Below are 20,766 nucleotides of genomic sequence, written 5' to 3' on the forward strand. Positions count from 1 at the left end.
TTTCCGCTGTCAATATGCACCAACGGATAATTTATTTATTTTTCAGCTAGTTACATCACTAGCAGAATGACCTTTCTACGCAGGCCTTGAACATCTAATGGTGCCGATGGCCGGATTCGAACCGGCACGGCTTTCGCCACTACCCCCTCAAGATAGCGTGTCTACCAATTTCACCACATCGGCGCTTAACGATTTCATTTATATCATAAACAGAAATATCTATAACACCTCTGCTTATTCGGGCTTGCCCCCCTTGGAGGCACCCGACGAGGGAACCGGTATGCTAGCGGGTTTTGCAGCTTTATCAAGCATGCTTTGCACGCTGGACTGATTCATGATGCTATTGCTGACGGATTGATGGGCTGACAGATAGGCCAAACCCAGACAATTCAGGAAGAAAATCGTCGCAAGAAATGCGGTAAAGCGGCTCAGGAACGATGCCGAGCCCCTCGCACCGAATACCGTGCCCGATGCACCGCTACCGAACGCCGCACCCGCGTCTGCGCCCTTGCCGTGCTGTAACAAAACGAGAACGATGATGGCCGCAGCCACGACAACCTGCAATACGATCAACAACGAATACAGCATATAACCCTCGACTCAAGCGGCCCGACAAATTGCCAGGAACGTTTCTGCCTGCAATGAAGCCCCACCGATCAAACCACCATCGATATCAGGCATCGCAAACAGCTGAGCCGCATTGTCCGGCTTGACGCTGCCACCATACAGCAAACGAGTCTGGTCTGCCGCCGCACCAACAGCACGCAAACGGGAGCGTAGATACGCGTGTACAGACTGTGCCTGTTCTGGCGTAGCCGTCAGACCAGTACCAATGGCCCAGACAGGTTCGTAAGCGACCACACAATCCCCCATAACCTCGGCGCCTACTTGTTCGACGACCGCTTCAAGTTGGCGAGCCACAACGGCCTCGGTCACACCTGCATTGCGTTCCTCCAGGCTTTCGCCGACACATAGAATCGGGGTCAAGCCAGATCGGAGTACGGCGGCAAACTTGCGCGCCACCCATTCATCGCTTTCGTGATAAAGGCTTCTGCGCTCGGAGTGTCCCACGATGATGTAGCGGCAACCGACATCACGCAGCATGGGCGCGGAAACTTCACCAGTGAAGGCCCCCTCATCCTCTGCGCAAACATCCTGCGCGCCGAGCACGATATCCGTACCGCCCAGTGCTCGGCTAGCATCCTGAAGGTAAACGAAGGGGGGACAAACAGCGACCTCAGCCGTCACACCGTCACCCAAAGCCGTCGTAAGCTCGCTCAGCAGGGTGTCCACCATCTCTCTGGAACCATTCAACTTCCAGTTCCCTGCGACCAAAGGCTGTCGCATCCACGATCTCCAACTGCACAGGAAAGCGCCGAAGCTTAACTGCCGGAACCGGATAAATCAATTCGCCTTACTGATCTCGGCACCCATGTTGGCTTGAACGGTACGCACGATAATGGCCAGCTGATCGGCCAGTGTCCGAACTTTGCGGGCATCGCGTCCCTCGATCATGATACGAAGCAGGGGTTCCGTACCCGATGCACGCAGCAAAACGCGTCCGCTGCCATCGAGCTCTGACTCGACTTCGCGAACCGCGTGCTCGATTTGTGGTGAGGAGTCGAGGGAGAAACCGGTTAGCATAGGCACATTCACAAGGATTTGCGGATATTTCTCAAGCCCTGCAGTCAACTCTCTGAGACGCCTCCCACTTGCCACCATCGCAGCCAGCACCTGAAGTGCCGCGACAATACCATCGCCCGTGGTTTGCTTATCCAAGCAGATAATGTGTCCAGAGTTTTCTCCTCCCAGCTGCCAATCATTCGCCTGCAAGGCTTCCATGACATAACGGTCACCGACCGCGACCCTTGCAAACGGAATTGCCATGCGCTGTAAGGCATGCTCCAAACCAAGATTGGTCATCTGCGTACCCACAACCCCACCGACCAAGTCCCCACGCACTCTCTTGTTGGACGCGATGATATAAAGCAATTCATCACCGTCCACAACCTCTCCACGCTCATCAATCATAATGACGCGGTCACCGTCACCATCCAAAGCGATGCCGAGATCCGCTTGCTGACTCAGTACCATATCCGCCAGCCTGCGTGGCGCTGTGGAGCCGCAACTGGCATTGATGTTCAATCCATCCGGCTCGTCGCACAACGGAATGACCGTTGCCCCCAGTTCGGCAAACACGGCTGGCGCAATGTGATAAGTTGCGCCATTGGCACAATCCACCACGATCTTCATACCGTGTAGCGCTGTCCCTGTTGGCACACTGCTTTTGCAGAATTCAATGTACCGTCCGGCCGCGTCGACTACCCGTTCGACCTTGCCCAACTCGGCCGAATCGACAACGGTCATGGGTTTTTCTAATTCGCGCTCTATCTCCTCTTCAATCTCGTCGGGCAATTTTGTTCCAGCACCTGAAAAAAACTTGATGCCATTGTCGTAATAGGGATTGTGGGAGGCGCTAATCACGATGCCTGCGCTCGCTCGGAAGGTTCTGGTCAGATAGGCCACACCGGGGGTCGGCATCGGGCCAAGCAAGCGGGTATTCACCCCGGCCGCCGACAGGCCAGATTCAAGCACGGATTCAAACATGTAACCTGAAATCCGTGTGTCTTTCCCAATCAGCACCATGCGTCGGCCATGTTTAGCCAACACGCGACCCGCCGCCCACCCCAATCGCAATATCCACTCTGGCGTCATCGGTGCATCCCCCACCCTACCGCGAACGCCATCGGTACCAAAATGCTTTCTGGCCATCCTCAATCCTCTGTTTTACTAATCGCCCATGCGACTTGTAGCGCATCGGCAGTTTGCCTGACGTCGTGTACGCGGAGAATTTTTGCACCGGCCAATGCCAAGGCCACAGCCGCCCCCACACTGCCATCGACACGCCCCTCAATGGGACGATTTCTCAGTAGCGCTCCAATCACGCGCTTGCGCGATACACCCAACAGCAGAGGAAAGCCATGCCCCGCCAAAGCTGTTGTCGCTCTCATCAGCGCGAGATTATGTTGTAGGTTTTTACCAAACCCGATACCTGGATCAAGCAAGATACGCCCTCGGTCTATACCCGCATCGATACATTCACGTGCACGCCGCAACAGGAACGCTTCCACCTCACATACCACATCACGGTATTCAGGGGCAGCCTGCATATTTCTAGGCTCGCCCTGCATATGCATCAGACATACGGGGACGCCGAGTTCTACCGCAAGGGATAACGCGCCTGGTTCGAGCAATGCTCTGATATCGTTGACAAATCCAGCACCTGCCTCAACCGCTGCACGCATGACCGACGGTTTACGTGTGTCGATTGAAATGGGCACATCGACCGCCTGGTGGAGATGCTTGATGACCTCGATCACCCGCTCTGCCTCCTCGTCGGCGCCCACCTCGGGCGCACCTGGCCGGGTCGACTCGCCACCTACGTCGATCATGTCCGCGCCCGCTTCCACCATGGACACAGCGTGCGCTACCGCACTGGCAACGCTGGTGTATCGGCCGCCATCGGAAAAAGAGTCAGGAGTAACGTTGAGGATACCCATGATCCGCGGTCGCGATAAATCCAAAACACGACCGGCACAATCAATCCTCAAACAGCGAGGCGGAAGAGGTTGCCCCTCTTCCGCCTCTGTGGTGGTACCTGCCATAGATCCTGTCAGTGCAAACTGGCAGGGTCGCCCAGCTTGCCTCCTGCGCTACCAGTCTCCTGGGGAGATTTATCGCCGGAGGGGGCAGTTGGTCCAGAGTTGGGGCCTTCGTCGCTCCAATCTGAGGGCGGACGCGGGTCCTTGCCTGACATAATGTCGGCGATCTGGTCCGAATCGATGGTTTCGTATTTCACAAGTGCACTGGCCATTACATGCAACTTGTCGATGTGATCACGCAATATCTGTTGTGAGCGCGAGTAATTGCGCTCGATAACCGAGCGAATTTCTTCGTCAATCACATGCGCGGTCTCATCGGATACCTGCTTGTGTTGGGTCACACTGCGCCCCAGGAACACCTCACCCTCATCCTCACTGTAGGCGAGAGGACCAAGTCGTTCAGACAGACCCCACTTGGTCACCATATTGCGGGCGATATCCGTAGCACGCTCGATATCGTTCGAGGCTCCTGTAGTCACTTTCTCCAAGCCGAATATAAGCTCTTCTGCAATTCGCCCTCCGAAAAGGCTGGAGATCTGGCTTTCCAAGCGCTGCTTGCTATAGCTGTAACGATCGTCTTCAGGCAGGAACATGGTGACACCGAGAGCTCTGCCACGAGGAATGATGCTCACCTTGTAGACCGGATCGTGGTCGGGAACGAGCAGACCGACTATCGCATGACCAGCTTCGTGATATGCGGTGAGCTTTTTCTCGTCCTCACTCATAACCATGGAGCGCCGCTCGGCACCCATCATGATCTTGTCCTTGGCGCGCTCGAATTCAAGCATATCGACGCTGCGCTTGTTCGCACGTGCGGCAAACAGGGCCGCTTCGTTGACCAGGTTGGCCAGATCGGCACCAGAGAAACCCGGGGTGCCGCGAGCGATAATGGCGGGCTTTACGTCATCACCCACGGGAACGCGACGCATGTGAACCTTGAGTATCTGCTCACGACCCCGCACGTCAGGCAGCGGCACGACAACCTGACGGTCAAAACGCCCAGGTCGTAATAGAGCAGGGTCAAGCACGTCAGGCCGGTTGGTCGCGGCGATGACAATAATCCCTTCGCTGCCCTCGAAACCGTCCATTTCCACCAGCAGCTGATTCAGGGTCTGCTCGCGCTCGTCATGCCCTCCGCCCAAGCCCGCACCGCGGTGGCGACCGACGGCATCGATTTCATCGATGAAAATAATGCAGGGCGCATGCTTCTTCGCCTGTTCGAACATGTCGCGTACACGCGAAGCACCGACGCCAACGAACATTTCAACGAAATCAGAACCCGAAATACTAAAGAATGGGACCTTGGCTTCGCCGGCTATTGCCTTGGCGAGCAAAGTCTTACCGGTACCGGGAGAACCTACCATCAACACGCCACGGGGTATCTTCCCGCCTAGCTTTTGAAACTTGCCTGGATCACGCAGGAATTCGACCAGCTCCGAAACCTCTTCTTTGGCCTCCTCCACCCCTGCCACGTCGGCGAAGGTCACCTTCACCTGATCTTCACTCATCATGCGTGCGCGGCTCTTGCCGAACGACATCGCCCCACGCCCCCCGGCACCTCCCTGCATCTGCCTCAGGAAGAATATCCAGACGCCAATCAGCAGCAGCATGGGGAACCAACTGATCAGAATGGACAACAGCAACGATTCTTTCTTCGGCGCGGCGGCCGATACATTGACGCCGTTGTTAAGCAGATCACCGATCATGCCCGGGTCAGTTGGCGTATAGGTGGTGAATTTCTGCCCACCATCGGTCACACCATTCACGGTGCGGCCGTCTATCATGACATTCTTGACCCGTCCACTCTTCACCGCAGCGATGAATTGAGAGTAGGACATAGTGGACGAAGATGAGTCGCTGTGCTGGCTGAAGTTATTGAAAACCGAAATCAGCACAACGGCGATCACCGCCCACAAAATGATGTTTTTGACGAGATCGTTCAAAGCGTCACCTCAGTACGACATCCGCATATTGCGGACATTACTACAGTTTCCGACCCAAGGCCACGACATAGACCTCGCGACTACGTGGACGCGAAGCCTTAGGCTTGCGCACCACCACGCGGGCGAACCCGCGACGTAACTCAGCGAGGAAAGCATCCGATCCCTCACCCTGAAACATCTTAAGCACCAAAACACCGCCTGGACGCAGAATCGTCGAGGCCAATTCATGCGCCAATTCTGCCAAGAGCATCGCACGAGGTTGGTCAACGGCACCCATCCCACTCATATTGGGGGCCATATCCGACAATACAAGGTCGGCACCCTGACCTCCGATTAACTCCAGCATCTGCTTCAGCACTACATCCTCGCGGAAATCGCCCTGAATGAATTCCACACCTGGCACGGGATCCATCGGCAGGATATCAGTCGCGACCACACGTCCGTCGGCACCTGTACGTGCACGAGCCACTTGTGTCCAACCGCCTGGCGCAGCCCCCAGATCGACCACGACCTGCCCGGGCTTGAACAACGGATCGCGTTCATCCAGTTCAATCAGTTTATACACCGCACGCGATCTGTAGCCTTCAGCTTGCGCACGCAGCACGTAGGGGTCATCGAAATGCTCCTTGAGCCATTGGCGGCTACTTTTGCTACGCGACGGCACCCGTTTCCTCCCGAAGCCATGCTAAACTATCCGGCTTAGCGCGTGTGAGGCAAAAACCCATATGGCACTCGAAGATCGTCAAAAGCGTGCCCTCAAGGCACAGGCACACGCGCTTAAGCCCGTGGTCATCATCGGCCACAAGGGCCTGCATCCCAACCTGATCGACGAAATCCGCTCCGCACTGGACCATCACGAGTTGATCAAGGTTAAGGTTCCCGGCGGGAAGGACACCATGATGCAAATGATAGAGGAAATCCTTACGGCTACGGGCGCCGAACTGATCCAGCGCATCGGCGGGATAGCAACGATTTATCTGCAAAACCCGAAACGGAATCGAGCCGATCAGACATAACGCACGGCGAGTATCTCATATTCGCGCGTGCCGCCTGGTGCCTGCACGACTGCCTCGTCGCCCTCCATCTTACCAATCAATGCACGGGCTACCGGCGAACTGACCGAAATCAAACCGGATTTAATATCCGCCTCATCGTCACCGACAATCTGATATGTAATTTCCTCGTCGGTCGAGACGTCGACCAAATCCACGGTCGCGCCGAAGACCACCTTGCCACCGGCATTGAGTTTCGTGACATCGATGACCTGTGCGTTGGATAGCTTTGCTTCGACTTCCTGGATACGGCCTTCGATAAATCCTTGCTGCTCACGCGCAGCGTGATATTCCGCATTTTCCTTCAGGTCACCATGTGCCCGCGCTTCCGCAATGGCGGCCACGACACGAGGGCGCTCCACCGATTTGAGTTTCTGCAGTTCCGCACGAAGCTGCTCTGCGCCGCGAACCGTCAAGGGCACTTTGTTGTTCATTGCCGGGCCTCCTCGTGCAGGTCTTGCAGGCGATACACCGCCTCGTTATCCAGAAAATCCATCGCTTGGCACATGGCATGCGCACCCGCCATGGTCGTCGTGTAAGTGATTTTGCGCTGCAGAGCCTCGCGTCGAATCGTGAACGAATCGGCAATGGCCTGCTTGTTGGCCGTGGTATTCACAATCATATCGATTTCGCCGTTTTTGATCATATCGACCACGTGCGGACGGCCTTCCATCACCTTATTCACCGGGTCACAGGGTATTCCGGCCGACAACAAGGCCTGCGCTGTCCCACGGGTAGCCACCAGTTTGAAGCCGTGATCCAGTAACTCGCGGGCAACCTCGACGGCAGCAGCCTTGTCCTCGTCACGCACACTGATGAAGGCGCGACCACTGCGGGGCAGATCGACCCCTGTCGCCAGTTGAGCCTTGGCGAAGGCCTCGCCAAAACTGGCCCCGATCCCCATCACCTCGCCAGTCGATTTCATTTCCGGACCGAGAATCGGATCTACGCCCGGGAACTTAATAAACGGGAATACGGCTTCCTTGACTGAAAAATACGGCGGTATGATCTCGCTCGTCACCCCCTGTGCCGCCAGAGACTGCCCCACCATGCAGCGCGCAGCGATCTTGGCGATCGGCAGCCCGCAGGCCTTCGATACGAACGGCACCGTACGCGACGCCCGTGGGTTCACTTCCAGGATATAGATCTCCTCACCCTTGACTGCCAGCTGCGCATTCATCAGGCCAACCACATGCAGAGTGAGCGCCATCTGCCGCACCTGCTCACGCAGCCGATCCAACAATCCTTCGGATAGCGAATACGGCGGCAATGAGCATGCCGAGTCTCCTGAGTGCACACCTGCTTGTTCAATATGCTGCATGATCCCGCCGATCAGCACCGTTTCTCCGTCGCTGATCGCATCGACATCGACTTCAATGGCATCATCCAGAAAACGATCGATCAGCACCGGCGCGTCATTGGATACCTTGACTGCCTCGTTCATGTAACGACGCAGATCGGTCTCGTCGTAAACGATCTCCATCGCGCGACCGCCCAATACGTAAGAAGGCCGCACCACGACCGGATAACCCACTTCTTCGGCCAGGCGTGCGGCTTCCTCGGCACTGCGCGCGGTGCGGTTCGGCGGCTGCACCAGCTGCAATTCCTCGACGAGGTGCTGGAAGCGTTCCCGATCCTCCGCCAGGTCGATCGAATCGGGTGACGTCCCGATAATCGGAGCCCCGGCAGCTTCCAGATCGCGTGCGAGTTTCAGCGGGGTTTGCCCGCCATACTGAACGATGACGCCTTTAGGGCGTTCCACCTCGATGATTTCAAGCACGTCCTCCAGCGTCAGAGGCTCGAAATAAAGGCGATCGGATGTGTCGTAGTCGGTAGACACCGTCTCCGGGTTGCAGTTGACCATGATCGTCTCGTAGCCGTCCTCGCTTAGCGCGAGCGCGGCGTGAACGCAGCAATAGTCAAACTCGATACCTTGCCCGATTCGGTTGGGACCACCGCCTAGCACCATGATCTTCTCGCGCGCGCTCGGTTCCGCCTCGCAGCTTTCCTCATAGGTCGAATAGAGATAGGCGGTACTGGACGCGAATTCGGCCGCACAACTGTCCACCCGCTTGTACACAGGACGCACATCCAGCTGTTGCCGCCGTTGGCGCACCGTACGCTCGGTCTCGTCGAGCAATTTCGCCAGGCGCCGATCCGAAAAACCCTTGCGTTTGAGACGACGGAAATCGGCGGCCGTCAGCGCCTCCATCGAAGCGCCCTTGAGCGCCGCTTCGCAATTCACCAGATCCTGCATTTGAGCCAGGAACCAGGGATCGATTCGGGTGATGTCGTGAATCTCGCCCAGAGTCATGCCGAAACGAAAGGCATCGGCGAGATACCAGAGCCGTTTATCCGTCGGCGCGCGCAATTCCTGGCGTAGTTTCGCGGCGGCCGTTTCACGGTCGCTCAGATCCAGCGTCTCGTTCAAGCCATCGACGCCGATTTCCAGTCCCCGCAAAGCCTTTTGGAATGACTCCTGAAAACTACGACCAATGGCCATCACCTCACCAACGGATTTCATCTGCGTGGTCAGACGCGCATCGGCTTTCGGGAATTTCTCGAAAGTGAACCGCGGAATCTTGGTCACCACGTAGTCGATGGTCGGCTCGAAGGATGCCGGTGTGATACCCCCCGTGATGTCGTTACGCAGTTCATCCAGGGTGTAGCCCACAGCCAGCTTGGCCGCGACCTTGGCGATCGGAAACCCGGTCGCCTTGGAGGCCAGAGCCGACGAACGCGACACGCGCGGATTCATCTCAATAACGATGATGCGACCGGATTCAGGGTCGACCGCAAACTGCACGTTCGATCCGCCGGTATCGACGCCGATCTTGCGCAACACCGCGATAGAGGCGTCGCGCAACCGCTGGTATTCCTTATCGGTCAAAGTCTGCGCCGGCGCGACCGTGATCGAATCGCCCGTATGCACGCCCATCGGATCGAAATTTTCGATGGAGCAGATGATGATGCAGTTGTCCGCGCGATCGCGGACCACTTCCATCTCGAACTCCTTCCAGCCAAGCACCGATTCCTCGAGCAGCACTTCGTGCGTAGGTGACAGGTCGAGACCTCGCTTGACGATCTCCTCGAACTCTTCCTTGTTGTAGGCGATACCGCCGCCGCTCCCACCCATGGTGAACGAAGGCCTAACGATGGTCGGGAAACCGATGCCGCCCTGTACCTGCAAGGCTTCCTCGAAACTGTGCGCCACGAAGGCCTTCGGTGTCGGCAGACCGATCTCGGTCATGGCGTCGCGGAAACGCTCACGATCCTCGGCCATGTCGATCGCGTCGCGATCAGCCCCGATCATCTCCACGCCCAGCCGGTCCAACACGCCTTCGCGAGCCAGATCCAAGGCGCAGTTGAGCGCCGTCTGCCCCCCCATAGTCGGCAGCAAGGCATCGGGACGTTCACGTTCGATGATCCGGGCCACGGTCCGCCATTCGATCGGTTCGATATAGATCGCGTCTGCGGTCTCGGGATCGGTCATGATCGTGGCGGGATTCGAATTGACCAGGATGACGCGATAGCCCTCTTCCTTGAGCGCCTTGCACGCCTGTGCGCCTGAGTAATCGAACTCGCAGGCCTGACCAATGATGATCGGCCCGGCGCCTATGACCAGGATGCTACGGATATCGGTGCGTTTCGGCATGGTGACCTAATTATTTATGGGCGTGCGCGTCAGGCGCGCATCAGGCCGATGAATCGGTCGAACAACCCGGCCACGTCGTGCGGCCCGGGGCTCGCTTCCGGATGACCCTGAAAACCGAAAGCCGGACGGTCCGTGCGCTCGATGCCTTGCAAGGAACCGTCGAAAAGCGAACGGTGCGTAGCACGCAGGCACTCGGTCAGCGTGGTCTCATCGACGGCGAAACCATGATTCTGGGAACTGATCATGACGCGTCCAGAATCGAGGTCCTGCACCGGATGATTGGCCCCGTGATGGCCGAATTTCATTTTAACCGTGGCAGCGCCGCTCGCCAGACCGAGGAGTTGGTGTCCCAGGCAAATACCGAAGGTGGGCAGACCCCGGTCGACCAGTTCAGCGATAGCCTCGATGGCGTAATCGCAGGGCTCGGGATCACCCGGCCCATTCGAGAGGAAAACGCCATCGGGCTGCAGGCGCAACACCTCCTGCGCGGTTGTCTGCGCCGGCACCACCGTCAGGCGGCAGCCTCGGTCCGCCAGCAGCCGAAGGATGTTGCGCTTGACCCCAAAATCGTAGGCCACCACGTGGAGTTCATCGCCATCGCCGCTGTCGCGCTGGCGAAAACCGCCCTCTTCGATCCAGCTGCCCTGGCGCCAGGCATACGCCTCTGCCGTCGTCACCTCACGAGCCAGGTCCATCCCCTTGAGACCCGGGAACGCACGGGCACGCTCAAGCGCTTCGGTCTCGTCGATACGACCTGCCTGGATGCAACCGTTCAAGGCCCCCTTGTCGCGCAGCAGGCGGGTCAGACGGCGTGTGTCGACATCGGCGATCGCCACTACGCCCAACCGACGGAGATAGGCATCGAGCGACTCTGACGCACGCCAATTCGAATAGACACAAGGCAGATCCCGGATCACGAGACCGGCGGCGAACACTCGGGTGGACTCCTCATCCTCAGAATTCACACCGACATTGCCAATGTGCGGATAAGTCAAAGTGACGATCTGGCGTGCATAGGAAGGGTCGGTCAGAATTTCCTGGTAACCCGTCATGGCCGTGTTGAAAACGACCTCGCCGACACACTCACCCGGTGCGCCAACAGCAACCCCGTGAAACAGGCTGCCATCTTCAAGAGCCAACAAAGCGGCTTGGTTCAATCGGTTCACCGTAGATACGAAAAACGGGACACGCGCCCCGTTCTGGATTAATGTCAACCTGATCGGGCCCGCAAGCCCAGACCACCCGATGGGCCGCAGCCAATTGGCGCGCCGGCTATACCAACGCGCATCATGCGTCATCGAGTTATTTCGGGAATTTTACGCCGCCAAGCAAAAGCTGTCCACGCGAGCGGTGTTTGATTACGCCAAACCCAGCACATCGCGCATATCGTAGACGCCGGCCGGGCGGCCGGGGATCCATGCAGCCGCCCGCAACGCGCCATGGGCGAAAGTCATGCGGCTCGATGCCTTGTGCGCAATCTCGACGCGCTCGCCAGCCCCCGCGAACATCACGGTATGCTCTCCGACAATATCGCCGGCGCGAATGGTCTCGAAACCGATGATCCCGTTGGGGCGCGGACCGGTCCGGCCCTCGCGACCATAGACCGCGCAGGTCTCTAGGTTACGCCCCAAGGCATCGGCCACGACCCGTCCCATTTCCAGAGCTGTACCCGATGGCGCATCCACCTTGTGGCGGTGGTGTGCTTCGATGACCTCGATATCGACCGAATCGCCCAGCACCCTGGCCGCGGTCTCCAGCAGCATGAGGCACAGATTCACGCCCACGCTCATATTAGGTGCCAGGAGCAAAGGAATGTGCCGACTCGCCTCATCCAGTTGCATACGTTGGCCGGCGGAAAATCCGGTCGTACCGATCACGATCGGACGACCATGCCTGGCGCAGGTCTGCGCGTGTCGCAAGGTTCCTTCAGGTAATGTGAAGTCTATCAGGACGTCAAAATCGGCGATCCCGGATTCCAGATCACCTGTAACCGCCACACCGCAGTGTCCAAGTCCCGCCAATTCGCCGGCATCTCGCCCTAGCAATGGACTACCAGAACGTGCAAACACCGCGCCCAACGCGAATGCGTCATCCTGCACGACGGCCTCGATCAACGCCCTACCCATGCGTCCGCCGGCACCGACAATGCCGATTTTGATCACGTTATCCCCCTCGATACCGGTTTCACATGGCTTAGGTTCATTGCAGCCAGGACTTGAGGTCTTCGAAAAACCCTTTGACACCGTCGAGCCAACTATGCGCCTGCGGGCTATGACGATCCTCGCTACCCTTGAGCGTATCCTGAAACTGCGCGAGCAGCTCGCGCTGCGTCTTGGTCAGATTGATCGGCGTTTCAACGATCACACGACAGATCAGGTCGCCTTCCGCACCGCCGCGCACTGGTTTGATACCCTTCCCGCGCACTCTGAAAAGGCGGTTAGTCTGCGTCTCCGCTGGAATCTTGAGTCGCGCACGCCCCCCCAGGGTAGGCACTTCGATATCACCGCCGAGCGCTGCGGTCACGAAATCGATCGGCACCTCGCAATAGAGGTTTTCGCCCTCGCGTGTGAATATCTTGTGTTCTTTGACCCTGATCTGCACATAGAGATCGCCCGGAGGGCCATTCTGGGGGCCGGTCTCGCCCTTGCCAGCAAGCCTGATGCGATCGCCCGTATCCACGCCCGCAGGCACATTAACGGACAACACATTAGTCTCGCGCACACGACCTTCACCATGGCAGTCCGGACAAGGCTCAGGGATGATCTTGCCCGTTCCGCGACAATGGGGGCAAGGTTGCTGAACGGAAAAGAATCCCTGCTGGATACGCACCTGACCCACGCCACCACAGGTGGCGCACTGCTCGGCATGAGTCCCCGGACGCGCACCGCTACCGTCACAGGTCTGGCAGGTAACTACAGTTGGTACGCGGATTTTGACCTCAGTCCCGAAAACCGCTTCTTCCAGCGTCAGGTCGAGGTTGTATTGTAGGTCGGCGCCACGATACGCCCGTTCGCGACCGCGGCCGCCTCCGAATATATCGCCGAAGATGTCTTCGAAAATATCTCCGAAGCCTCCGCCGCCAAAGCCACCCGCACCTGCCCCAGCACCGCCAAGCCCCGCATGTCCGAACTGATCGTACGCGGCCCGTTTCTGCGCGTCGCTGAGCACTTCGTAGGCTTCCTTCGCCTCTTTGAAACGCTCCATGGCCTCATCGTCATCCGGATTCCGATCCGGATGGTATTTCATCGCGAGGCGGCGGTATGCCTTCTTGAGTTCATCGTCGCCGGCCGAGCGTTCCACGCCCAGCACTTCGTAATAATCTCTCTTCGACATGGTCGTCGGTCGCTTGTCTAATCGGGGAGTGATGCCAACGCCCGCACCCTAACACGATTACGGCGCCGTACGTTCTCGACGGCGCCGCTCCGGAATCAGCACTGCGGCATTGACTTGGCATCGACCCTCCCAGCCAGGGAGGGTCGATGCGTCCAGCGTTATTTCTTGTTTTCTTTGACTTCTTCGAACTCCGCGTCGACGACGTCCTCGTCTCCGCGGCCACTCTTGGCCTCACCGGCAGCATCCGCACCCGGCTGGGCAGAAGCACCTGCCTCGCCGGCCTGACTGTAGAGCTTCTCGGCCACCTTGCCTGATGCGGCGCTCAATGCCTCGGTCTTGCTTTCGATCGCGCCCTTATCATCGCTCTTGAGCGCTTCCTTCAATTCGCTGACCGCCTGTTCCACCGCTTGCCGTTCGTCGGCCGTCACCTTGTCACCGGCCTCCTTGAGGGACTTCTCGGCGGCGTGGATCAGGTTATCCGCCTGATTACGCACATTCACCAGCTCATGGAAACGCTGATCCTCGTCTCGATGCGCCTCGGCGTCCTTCACCATGCGGTCGATCTCATCCTCGGCCAACCCGGAAGAGGCCTTGATCACGATCGATTGCTGCTTGCCCGTCGCCTTGTCCTTGGCCGACACGTTCAGGATACCGTTGGCATCGATATCGAACACAACCTCGACCTGCGGAACGCCACGCGGCGCAGGCGGAATGTCGGTCAGATCGAAACGGCCCAACGATTTGTTGCCGGTAGCCTGCTCGCGCTCGCCCTGGAGCACGTGGACGGTCACCGCGGTCTGGTTGTCTTCAGCCGTGGAGAACACCTGCGTCGCCTTGGTCGGAATCGTCGTGTTGCGTTCAATCAGCTTGGTCATCACACCGCCGAGCGTCTCGATACCCAGGGACAGCGGCGTCACGTCGAGCAGCAGCACGTCCTTGACCTCGCCGCCGAGCACGCCACCTTGCACCGCGGCACCGACCGCCACGGCCTCGTCGGGGTTCACGTCGCGGCGCGGCTCCTTGCCGAAGAAGTTCTTTACCGCTTCCTGCACCTTGGGCATACGGGTCTGACCGCCGACCAGGATCACGTCAGCGATCTCGGAGGTATTCAGGCCGGCATCCTTGAGCGCCAGCTTGCAAGGCTCGATGGTGCGCTGGATCAGATCCTCCACCAGCGATTCCAGCTTGGCACGCGTGACCTTGATGTTGAGGTGCTTGGGCCCTGTTTTGTCGGCCGTGATGTACGGCAGGTTGATCTCGGTCTGCTGCGTCGAGGACAGCTCGATCTTGGCCTTTTCCGCCGCTTCCTTAAGGCGCTGCATGGCCAGCGGATCGCCGCGCAGGTCGATGCCCTGCTCCTTCTGGAACTCGTCGGCCAAGTAATCGATCATTCGCTTGTCGAAATCCTCGCCACCCAGGAAGGTGTCGCCATTGGTCGCCAGCACCTCGAACTGCTTTTCGCCATCGACATCAGCCATCTCGATGATCGAGATGTCGAACGTGCCGCCGCCCAGGTCGTAGACCGCCACCTTGCGGTCGCCGCCGGACTTGTCCAGACCGAAGGCCAGCGCGGCCGCAGTCGGCTCGTTGATGATGCGCTTGACGTCGAGTCCGGCGATCTTGCCGGCATCCTTGGTCGCCTGACGCTGCGAATCGTTGAAGTAAGCGGGCACGGTGATCACCGCCTCGGTCACCGGCTCGCCCAGATAGTCCTCGGCGGTCTTCTTCATCTTCATCAGCACGCGCGCGGAAATCTCCGGTGGCGCCATTTTCTTGCCCTTGACCTCGACCCAGGCATCGCCGTTGTCGGCCTTCACGATGTGGTAGGGCACCAGCTTGATGTCCTTCTGCACCTCGCCTTCGTCGAAACGACGCCCGATCAGGCGTTTGACCGCGAACAGGGTATTGGTGGGATTGGTGACGGCCTGGCGCTTGGCCGGCTGGCCCACGAGCACCTCGCTGTCATCGCCGAAGGCGATGATGGACGGCGTCGTGCGATCACCTTCGCTGTTTTCGATCACCTTGGGTTTGCCTGCTTCCATGATGGCCACGCAGGAATTGGTGGTTCCAAGGTCGATACCAATGATCTTACCCATTTCTTGCATCTCCCTAGCACTGGGTGAATATGTATTCGATCTGAGGGGTAAATTTGGGACTGTCGCTCCGTTTTCAAGTCCCGCCTCAATCCGGCGCCTTGGCCACCACGACCATCGCCGGCCGTAAGAGGCGCTCATTGAGCACGTATCCCTTCTGCATCACGGCCAGCACGGTATTCGGCGGCTGCTCGTCCGAGGGCTGCATCGTCATCGCCTGATGGCGCTCGGGATCGAACCGCTCGCCTACCGGATTGACCTCCTCGATGCCGAATTTGGTCAACACCTGGCCAAACATGCGCAGGGTCAACTCGATGCCTTCTCGCGTACTGGCATCGGCATCCGCCGACCGCGCAGCCTCAAGGCCCAGTTCAAGGCTATCCTTCACCGGAAGCAATTCGTTTGCGAACCGCTCCAGGGCGTACTTGTGTGCATTGGAAAGATCTCGCTCGGCACGCTTCCGTAGGTTGTCCAGCTCGGCCTGGGCGCGTACAAACTGGTCCCAATGGGCCTGAGCCTTGTCCTTCATTTCCTGAAGGTCCTGATGCAAGGCCTCCATGGCATCGCCCTCTCCTTCATCCGTGGTTGTCTCCACGGTCGGCGATGTAGTCGATGCCGGGGATTCTAGGGGTGTGTTTTCGTCGCTTCTAGGGGGTTTTTGACTCATCAATCGCTCCGGACTCGATGCGGCTTCACAAACATTCACAGACAAACCTGAGCCATAGGTGGGGACTATTGGCGAGAGTTCAAGCCTCCCCGTGCAATGCGCTCCCCAAGAGACGGGCTGTGATGTCTACGATCGGAATGACCCGGTCGTAAGGCATGCGAGTAGGGCCGATCACGCCCAATATCCCAATCACCTCGCCGTTGGCGACGTAGGGCGCCGTCACGACGCTCACGTAATCCAGGGCGCCGTATCCCGATTCATGGCCGATGAAAATCTGCACGTCCTCAGCCATGGCGCTCTTATCCAGCAGGTGCAGCACCTCACGCTTCTCGGTGAACGCGGCAAACAGGCTGCGCAGGCGGTCCAGATCCGCTAGCTCCTCGTATTCGAGCAGATTGTTTTGTCCGGCCAGTACATAATCCTCTCCCTGGCCTACCTCTTCGCCCAACGCCTTTTGGCCCAGTTCAACCGCATCACGCATGATGCGATCCATGTCCGCGCGCACCTCGTCGAGCTCACGCAACAACTTGCCGCGGATGTGCTGCAGATCCTGACCAGCGTAATGGTCATTGAGATAGCGCGCCGCCTGATCCAGTTCACCCTGGCTGTAGGTACGGTCCAATTGGAGGATACGGTTTTGCACTTCCTGCTGATTCATTACCAGGATCACGAGAACGCGATCGCCGGAAAGCGCCAGGAATTCCACCTGCCTGAGCGCCAGATGCTGACTGCGCGGCATGGTGACAACACCGACCAACTGAGTGATCACGGAGAGGATGTTCGAGGCCGATTCGACCAGATCGTCCGCCCCTCGCCCGGGCGAGAGGTGAACCTGCATCTGCCGCAGCTCTTCGGCAGCCGGTGGACGTTGTTGCAGCAAGGTATCGACGAACAGACGATACCCACGTGCCGTCGGCACGCGTCCGGCCGAAGTATGCGGTGAACGGACGAAGCCCATTTCCTCCAGGTCCGCGACCACATTGCGAATGGTCGCTGGGCTCAAGTCCAGCCCGGCCCGCCGACTCAGGGCCCGAGATCCCACCGGGCTACCCTCGCAGATATAGCTCTCCACCAGCACCTTTAGGAGGTGCCGGGAACGCTCATCCAGGCCGGAATCGTTGGGAGTATTAAGGCGGGTACGTGAACGAGCCATCTGGCGAAATGGACATGCAAACAAGCCTTCGCGATGATTACAATACCGTCCCGGACTGTCAAGCACGGTTCCACCGTCCCGCCACCTAAGCGCTCATCATATACATGAGAAATTTCAAGACCATAGGCATCATCGCCAAACAGGGTGACGTACGCATCGAAGAAACCCTCCGCGTGCTGACGGAGTACTTGCGCAACAAGGGCCTGCGTACCTTGCTGGACGCAAGCGCAGATGGCCTGGCGGCGGACGCCGTCATCTTTCCGCGCGAGGAACTCGTCCAGCGGTGCGATCTGGCCATCGTCGTCGGCGGCGACGGCACATTGCTCAATGCCGCACGCTCTCTCGCCTGCCACGGCGTCCCTCTCATCGGGATCAACCTCGGGAGACTGGGCTTCCTCGCGGACATCTCTCCAGAGGAGATCACACAGCGCCTGGACGAAATACTGGCAGGGGACTATATCGAGGAGCCCAGGGCACTGCTCGAAGCAGACATTCTGCGCAATGGGCAAGTGATCCAGCGCCACGACGCGCTGAACGACGTGGTCCTGCACATCAGCAACGACGTGCGCATGATCGAATTCGACATTCGTATCGACGGGCGTTTCGTAAGCAGCCAGCGGGCGGATGGTCTGGTCATTTGTACGCCAACGGGTTCGACCGCGTATGCGCTGTCCGGTGGAGGGCCCATCCTTTCGCCTTCGCTGCCGGCCATTGGCCTGGTACCCGTCTGCCCGCACACCCTGACCAGTCGGCCCTTGGTGGTGAACGCATCGGCCTGCATCGAGATCAGTCTTTCAGCACAGAATTCCGCACCGGCACAGGCTGCTTTCGACGGCCAATCATGCACCTCAGTCAGCGCCGAAGACGTGATACGTATACGCCAGAAGGATGCCCCCTTGCGTCTGCTCCACCCGAGCACCTACGATCATTTCCATATATTGCGGGCCAAGCTGCACTGGGGCGAACAACCCTAAGTCTTCACACACGCAGAAACAGTGCACGCAATCACGCATAACCTCCACACGACCGGCGTTCATGCTTTCACACATCCTGATCCGCGATTTCGCCATCATCGAACAACTGGAGCTTGAGCTGTCAAGCGGGATGACCGCCTTCACCGGCGAAACCGGGGCCGGCAAGTCGATTCTGATCGACGCCATCGGCCTCGTCCTGGGCGACCGTGCCGACAGCACATCGGTTCGCGCCGGCGCTGACAAGGCGGAAATCAGCGTGACCTTCGACCTTGCGGGGCAGCCGGACGTTTTGCGCTGGCTGCGCGATCAGGATCTCGACGCCGAGAGCGATACAGCCTGCACGGTTCGACGCATCATCACCCAAGATGGCCGCAGCCGAGCCTATATTGCAGGGTCACCCGCCCCCCTGCAGACACTCAAGTCACTCGGCGAGCAACTGGTCGACATCCACGGTCAGCACGCTCACCAATCTCTGCTGCATCGCGACACGCAACGCGGGCTGCTCGACCTGCAGGCAGACCAGGAAGACTTGTTGGGCGAACTGGCCGAGCTCTATCGACACTGGTCGGACCTACACGACGCCATCGAAACCGCCGAACAGGACGGCCGGCATCGCCAGGAAAGGCTCGACCTGGTCGAATTCCAGGTCAGCGAACTAGAGGCAGCTGCACCCAGGACCGGAGAGCTCGGCGAACTCGAAGAGGAACACCAGCGACTTTCCAACGCCAACCTATTATTGGAAGCCGCTCAGTCAGCCTACGCCCAGCTTTACGAATCCGATCCGGACGCACACAGTCTCTTAACTCACGCGCTTACCGCGGTGGATCAGGCAGCGGGCTACGATAGCCAGCTAGCCGCCCCGCTCGAACTCCTGCGCAACGCCCAGATAGAGATCCAGGAAGCGGCCAACGCACTGCGCCACTACCTGGAGGATCTGAATTTCGATCCTGCACGTCTGGAAGAGCTCGATACGCGGTTGGCCCTGCTGCAATCGCTGGCTCGCAAGCATCGTTGCCAGCCCGACGAACTGCCCGAACGCCTGCAAACCCTCGCCACCGAGCGGGATGCGCTGCTCGACCATGAAGGACATCGATCGCGCCTGACCACGGAATTCGCGGCGGCCGAAGCCCGTTACCGCAAGCTGGCCGGGGAAGTTTCGCAAGGACGCCGGAATGCTGCCCAGGTACTTGGTCAATCCGTCACTGAGGCCATGCAGACACTGGGCATGGCGGGCGGACGTTTCGAGATAGAGGTTACGTCAAGCCCCACAGGAAAGCCCTCGCCGCACGGGCTGGATCAAGTCGAATATCGGGTCAGCGCCAACCCCGGGCAACCTTTGCACCCATTGGCCAAAGTCGCGTCGGGCGGCGAACTTTCACGCATCAGCCTGGCGCTGCAACTGGCTGCCACCCGCGATAGGCGACTACCTACCTTAATCTTCGACGAGGTGGATAGCGGCATCGGTGGCGGTACGGCGGAAGTGGTCGGTCGCATGCTGCGCACGCTGGGCGGCGACAGGCAGGTACTCTGCGTCACTCACCTGCCGCAGGTCGCGGCACAGGCCCACAGCCAACTCGCCGTCAGGAAGGTCAAGGGAACAGACACCACGGAAACCCGGATCGAGCCGCTGCTGACGGACCCGGCACGCATCGAGGAACTTGCGCGCATGCTCGGAGGGGTTCAAATCACCGCCCGCTCACAGGCGCATGCCGAGGAAATGCTCAAAAGCGCCCGACAGGAATGAGCTATCGGTCGTCCTCCACATTTCGGTGAGGGCAGTTTTCCCGCTGGCAATTGCCGTACAGGATCAAGGAGTGATCACGGATCTCAAAACCGCGACTGCTTGCAACCGCCTTTTGGCGCGTCTCGATGACCTCGTCGTAGAACTCCTCGACATGCCCGCAATCCCCGCACACGATATGATCGTGATGGTGCCCGCGGGCCAGCTCGAATACGGCCTGCCCCCCCTCGAAATGCAGGCGCTGAACGAGCGTGGCGGACTCGAACTGGGTCAAGACACGGTACACCGTCGCCAGGCCGATCTCCTCCCCGGAATCCAGCAGCAGCCGGTAGATATCCTCCGCAGTCAGATGGCGAGGCTTGGCCTTCTCCAGTATTTCCAGAATCTTCATACGCGGCAGCGTGACCTTGAGGCCCGCGCGCTTGAGGTCTTGATTCTCCATCATTCCCTTCCAGCAAGGCACTGCGGTTTGCTTTAAGATGTGCGCGCCCAT

Annotated in this window: 18 protein-coding genes and 1 tRNA gene; 3 read left to right on the plus strand and 16 right to left on the minus strand. The window is 58.9% G+C overall.

Annotated features, from left to right (window positions below; translation table 11 throughout):
• Positions 1-98 precede the first annotated feature (98 nt).
• From BJI67_RS09830 to rlmE, 7 genes are all read right to left on the minus strand, one after another.
• Positions 99-183: transfer RNA gene (locus tag BJI67_RS09830), tRNA-Leu, on the minus strand.
• 51 nt (positions 184-234) lie between these two features.
• A complete protein-coding gene (gene secG, locus BJI67_RS09835; RefSeq protein ID WP_070072875.1) occupies positions 235-588 on the minus strand; it encodes a preprotein translocase subunit SecG in 354 nt (117 codons plus the stop codon).
• Positions 589-600: 12 nt separating this feature from the next.
• Entirely contained in the window at positions 601-1,347 is a 747-nt protein-coding gene (gene tpiA / locus BJI67_RS09840) for a triose-phosphate isomerase (protein WP_070072876.1), read from the minus strand.
• A gap of 57 nt (positions 1,348-1,404) precedes the next feature.
• Positions 1,405-2,772 (minus strand): phosphoglucosamine mutase, encoded by a 1,368-nt coding sequence (gene glmM / locus BJI67_RS09845; RefSeq protein ID WP_070072877.1) that lies wholly within the window; start codon positions 2,770-2,772, stop codon positions 1,405-1,407.
• Between the two features lie 2 nt (positions 2,773-2,774).
• Entirely contained in the window at positions 2,775-3,560 is a 786-nt protein-coding gene (gene folP, locus BJI67_RS09850; RefSeq protein WP_231940834.1) for a dihydropteroate synthase, read from the minus strand.
• Between the two features lie 113 nt (positions 3,561-3,673).
• The gene (gene ftsH, locus BJI67_RS09855; protein WP_070072879.1) at positions 3,674-5,605 is read right to left on the minus strand and encodes an ATP-dependent zinc metalloprotease FtsH; all 1,932 of its coding nucleotides are present in this window, start codon (positions 5,603-5,605) and stop codon (positions 3,674-3,676) included.
• A 40-nt stretch (positions 5,606-5,645) separates the two neighbouring features.
• The gene (gene rlmE / locus BJI67_RS09860) at positions 5,646-6,269 is read right to left on the minus strand and encodes a 23S rRNA (uridine(2552)-2'-O)-methyltransferase RlmE (protein WP_070072880.1); all 624 of its coding nucleotides are present in this window, start codon (positions 6,267-6,269) and stop codon (positions 5,646-5,648) included.
• Positions 6,270-6,330: 61 nt separating this feature from the next.
• Between rlmE and BJI67_RS09865 the strand changes: the two genes are divergently transcribed.
• On the plus strand, positions 6,331-6,621 hold the full coding sequence (locus tag BJI67_RS09865; RefSeq protein ID WP_070072881.1) for a YhbY family RNA-binding protein: 291 nt from the start codon (positions 6,331-6,333) through the stop codon (positions 6,619-6,621).
• Here BJI67_RS09865 and greA read toward each other — a convergent pair.
• The 8 genes from greA to hrcA form a co-directional block, all read right to left on the minus strand.
• A complete protein-coding gene (greA, locus tag BJI67_RS09870; protein ID WP_070072882.1) occupies positions 6,612-7,091 on the minus strand; it encodes a transcription elongation factor GreA in 480 nt (159 codons plus the stop codon). The genes BJI67_RS09865 and greA overlap by 10 nt on opposite strands.
• A complete protein-coding gene (carB, locus tag BJI67_RS09875) occupies positions 7,088-10,312 on the minus strand; it encodes a carbamoyl-phosphate synthase large subunit (RefSeq protein ID WP_070072883.1) in 3,225 nt (1,074 codons plus the stop codon). The genes greA and carB overlap by 4 nt, the downstream gene beginning before the upstream one ends.
• 29 nt (positions 10,313-10,341) lie before the next feature.
• Positions 10,342-11,469 (minus strand): glutamine-hydrolyzing carbamoyl-phosphate synthase small subunit, encoded by a 1,128-nt coding sequence (gene carA, locus BJI67_RS09880; RefSeq protein WP_070072884.1) that lies wholly within the window; start codon positions 11,467-11,469, stop codon positions 10,342-10,344.
• Between the two features lie 201 nt (positions 11,470-11,670).
• Positions 11,671-12,474: a 4-hydroxy-tetrahydrodipicolinate reductase gene (gene dapB, locus BJI67_RS09885; RefSeq protein WP_156782100.1), complete on the minus strand. Its 804-nt coding sequence runs from the start codon at positions 12,472-12,474 to the stop codon at positions 11,671-11,673.
• Positions 12,475-12,511: 37 nt separating this feature from the next.
• Positions 12,512-13,645 carry a molecular chaperone DnaJ gene (gene dnaJ, locus BJI67_RS09890; protein WP_070072885.1) on the minus strand — a complete coding sequence of 378 codons (1,134 nt, stop codon included), beginning with the start codon at positions 13,643-13,645 and terminating at the stop codon, positions 12,512-12,514.
• Positions 13,646-13,803: 158 nt separating this feature from the next.
• The gene (dnaK, locus tag BJI67_RS09895) at positions 13,804-15,741 is read right to left on the minus strand and encodes a molecular chaperone DnaK (RefSeq protein ID WP_070072886.1); all 1,938 of its coding nucleotides are present in this window, start codon (positions 15,739-15,741) and stop codon (positions 13,804-13,806) included.
• An 85-nt stretch (positions 15,742-15,826) separates the two neighbouring features.
• Positions 15,827-16,405 carry a nucleotide exchange factor GrpE gene (gene grpE, locus BJI67_RS09900; RefSeq protein ID WP_083250789.1) on the minus strand — a complete coding sequence of 193 codons (579 nt, stop codon included), beginning with the start codon at positions 16,403-16,405 and terminating at the stop codon, positions 15,827-15,829.
• A 79-nt stretch (positions 16,406-16,484) separates the two neighbouring features.
• Positions 16,485-17,558 carry a heat-inducible transcriptional repressor HrcA gene (gene hrcA, locus BJI67_RS09905; protein WP_070072888.1) on the minus strand — a complete coding sequence of 358 codons (1,074 nt, stop codon included), beginning with the start codon at positions 17,556-17,558 and terminating at the stop codon, positions 16,485-16,487.
• Positions 17,559-17,662: 104 nt separating this feature from the next.
• Between hrcA and BJI67_RS09910 the strand changes: the two genes are divergently transcribed.
• On the plus strand, positions 17,663-18,532 hold the full coding sequence (locus BJI67_RS09910) for an NAD(+) kinase (RefSeq protein WP_070072889.1): 870 nt from the start codon (positions 17,663-17,665) through the stop codon (positions 18,530-18,532).
• 61 nt (positions 18,533-18,593) lie between these two features.
• Positions 18,594-20,276, plus strand: a complete 1,683-nt coding sequence (gene recN, locus BJI67_RS09915; protein ID WP_070072890.1) for a DNA repair protein RecN — start codon at positions 18,594-18,596, stop codon at positions 20,274-20,276.
• 1 nt (position 20,277) lies between these two features.
• On the opposite strand, the gene fur is transcribed toward recN, so the two are convergent.
• Positions 20,278-20,715 (minus strand): ferric iron uptake transcriptional regulator, encoded by a 438-nt coding sequence (fur, locus tag BJI67_RS09920; protein ID WP_070074078.1) that lies wholly within the window; start codon positions 20,713-20,715, stop codon positions 20,278-20,280.
• Positions 20,716-20,766 lie beyond the last annotated feature (51 nt).

It is taken from the genome of Acidihalobacter aeolianus (assembly GCF_001753165.1).
Classification (GTDB): Bacteria; Pseudomonadota; Gammaproteobacteria; order DSM-5130; family Acidihalobacteraceae; genus Acidihalobacter; species Acidihalobacter aeolianus.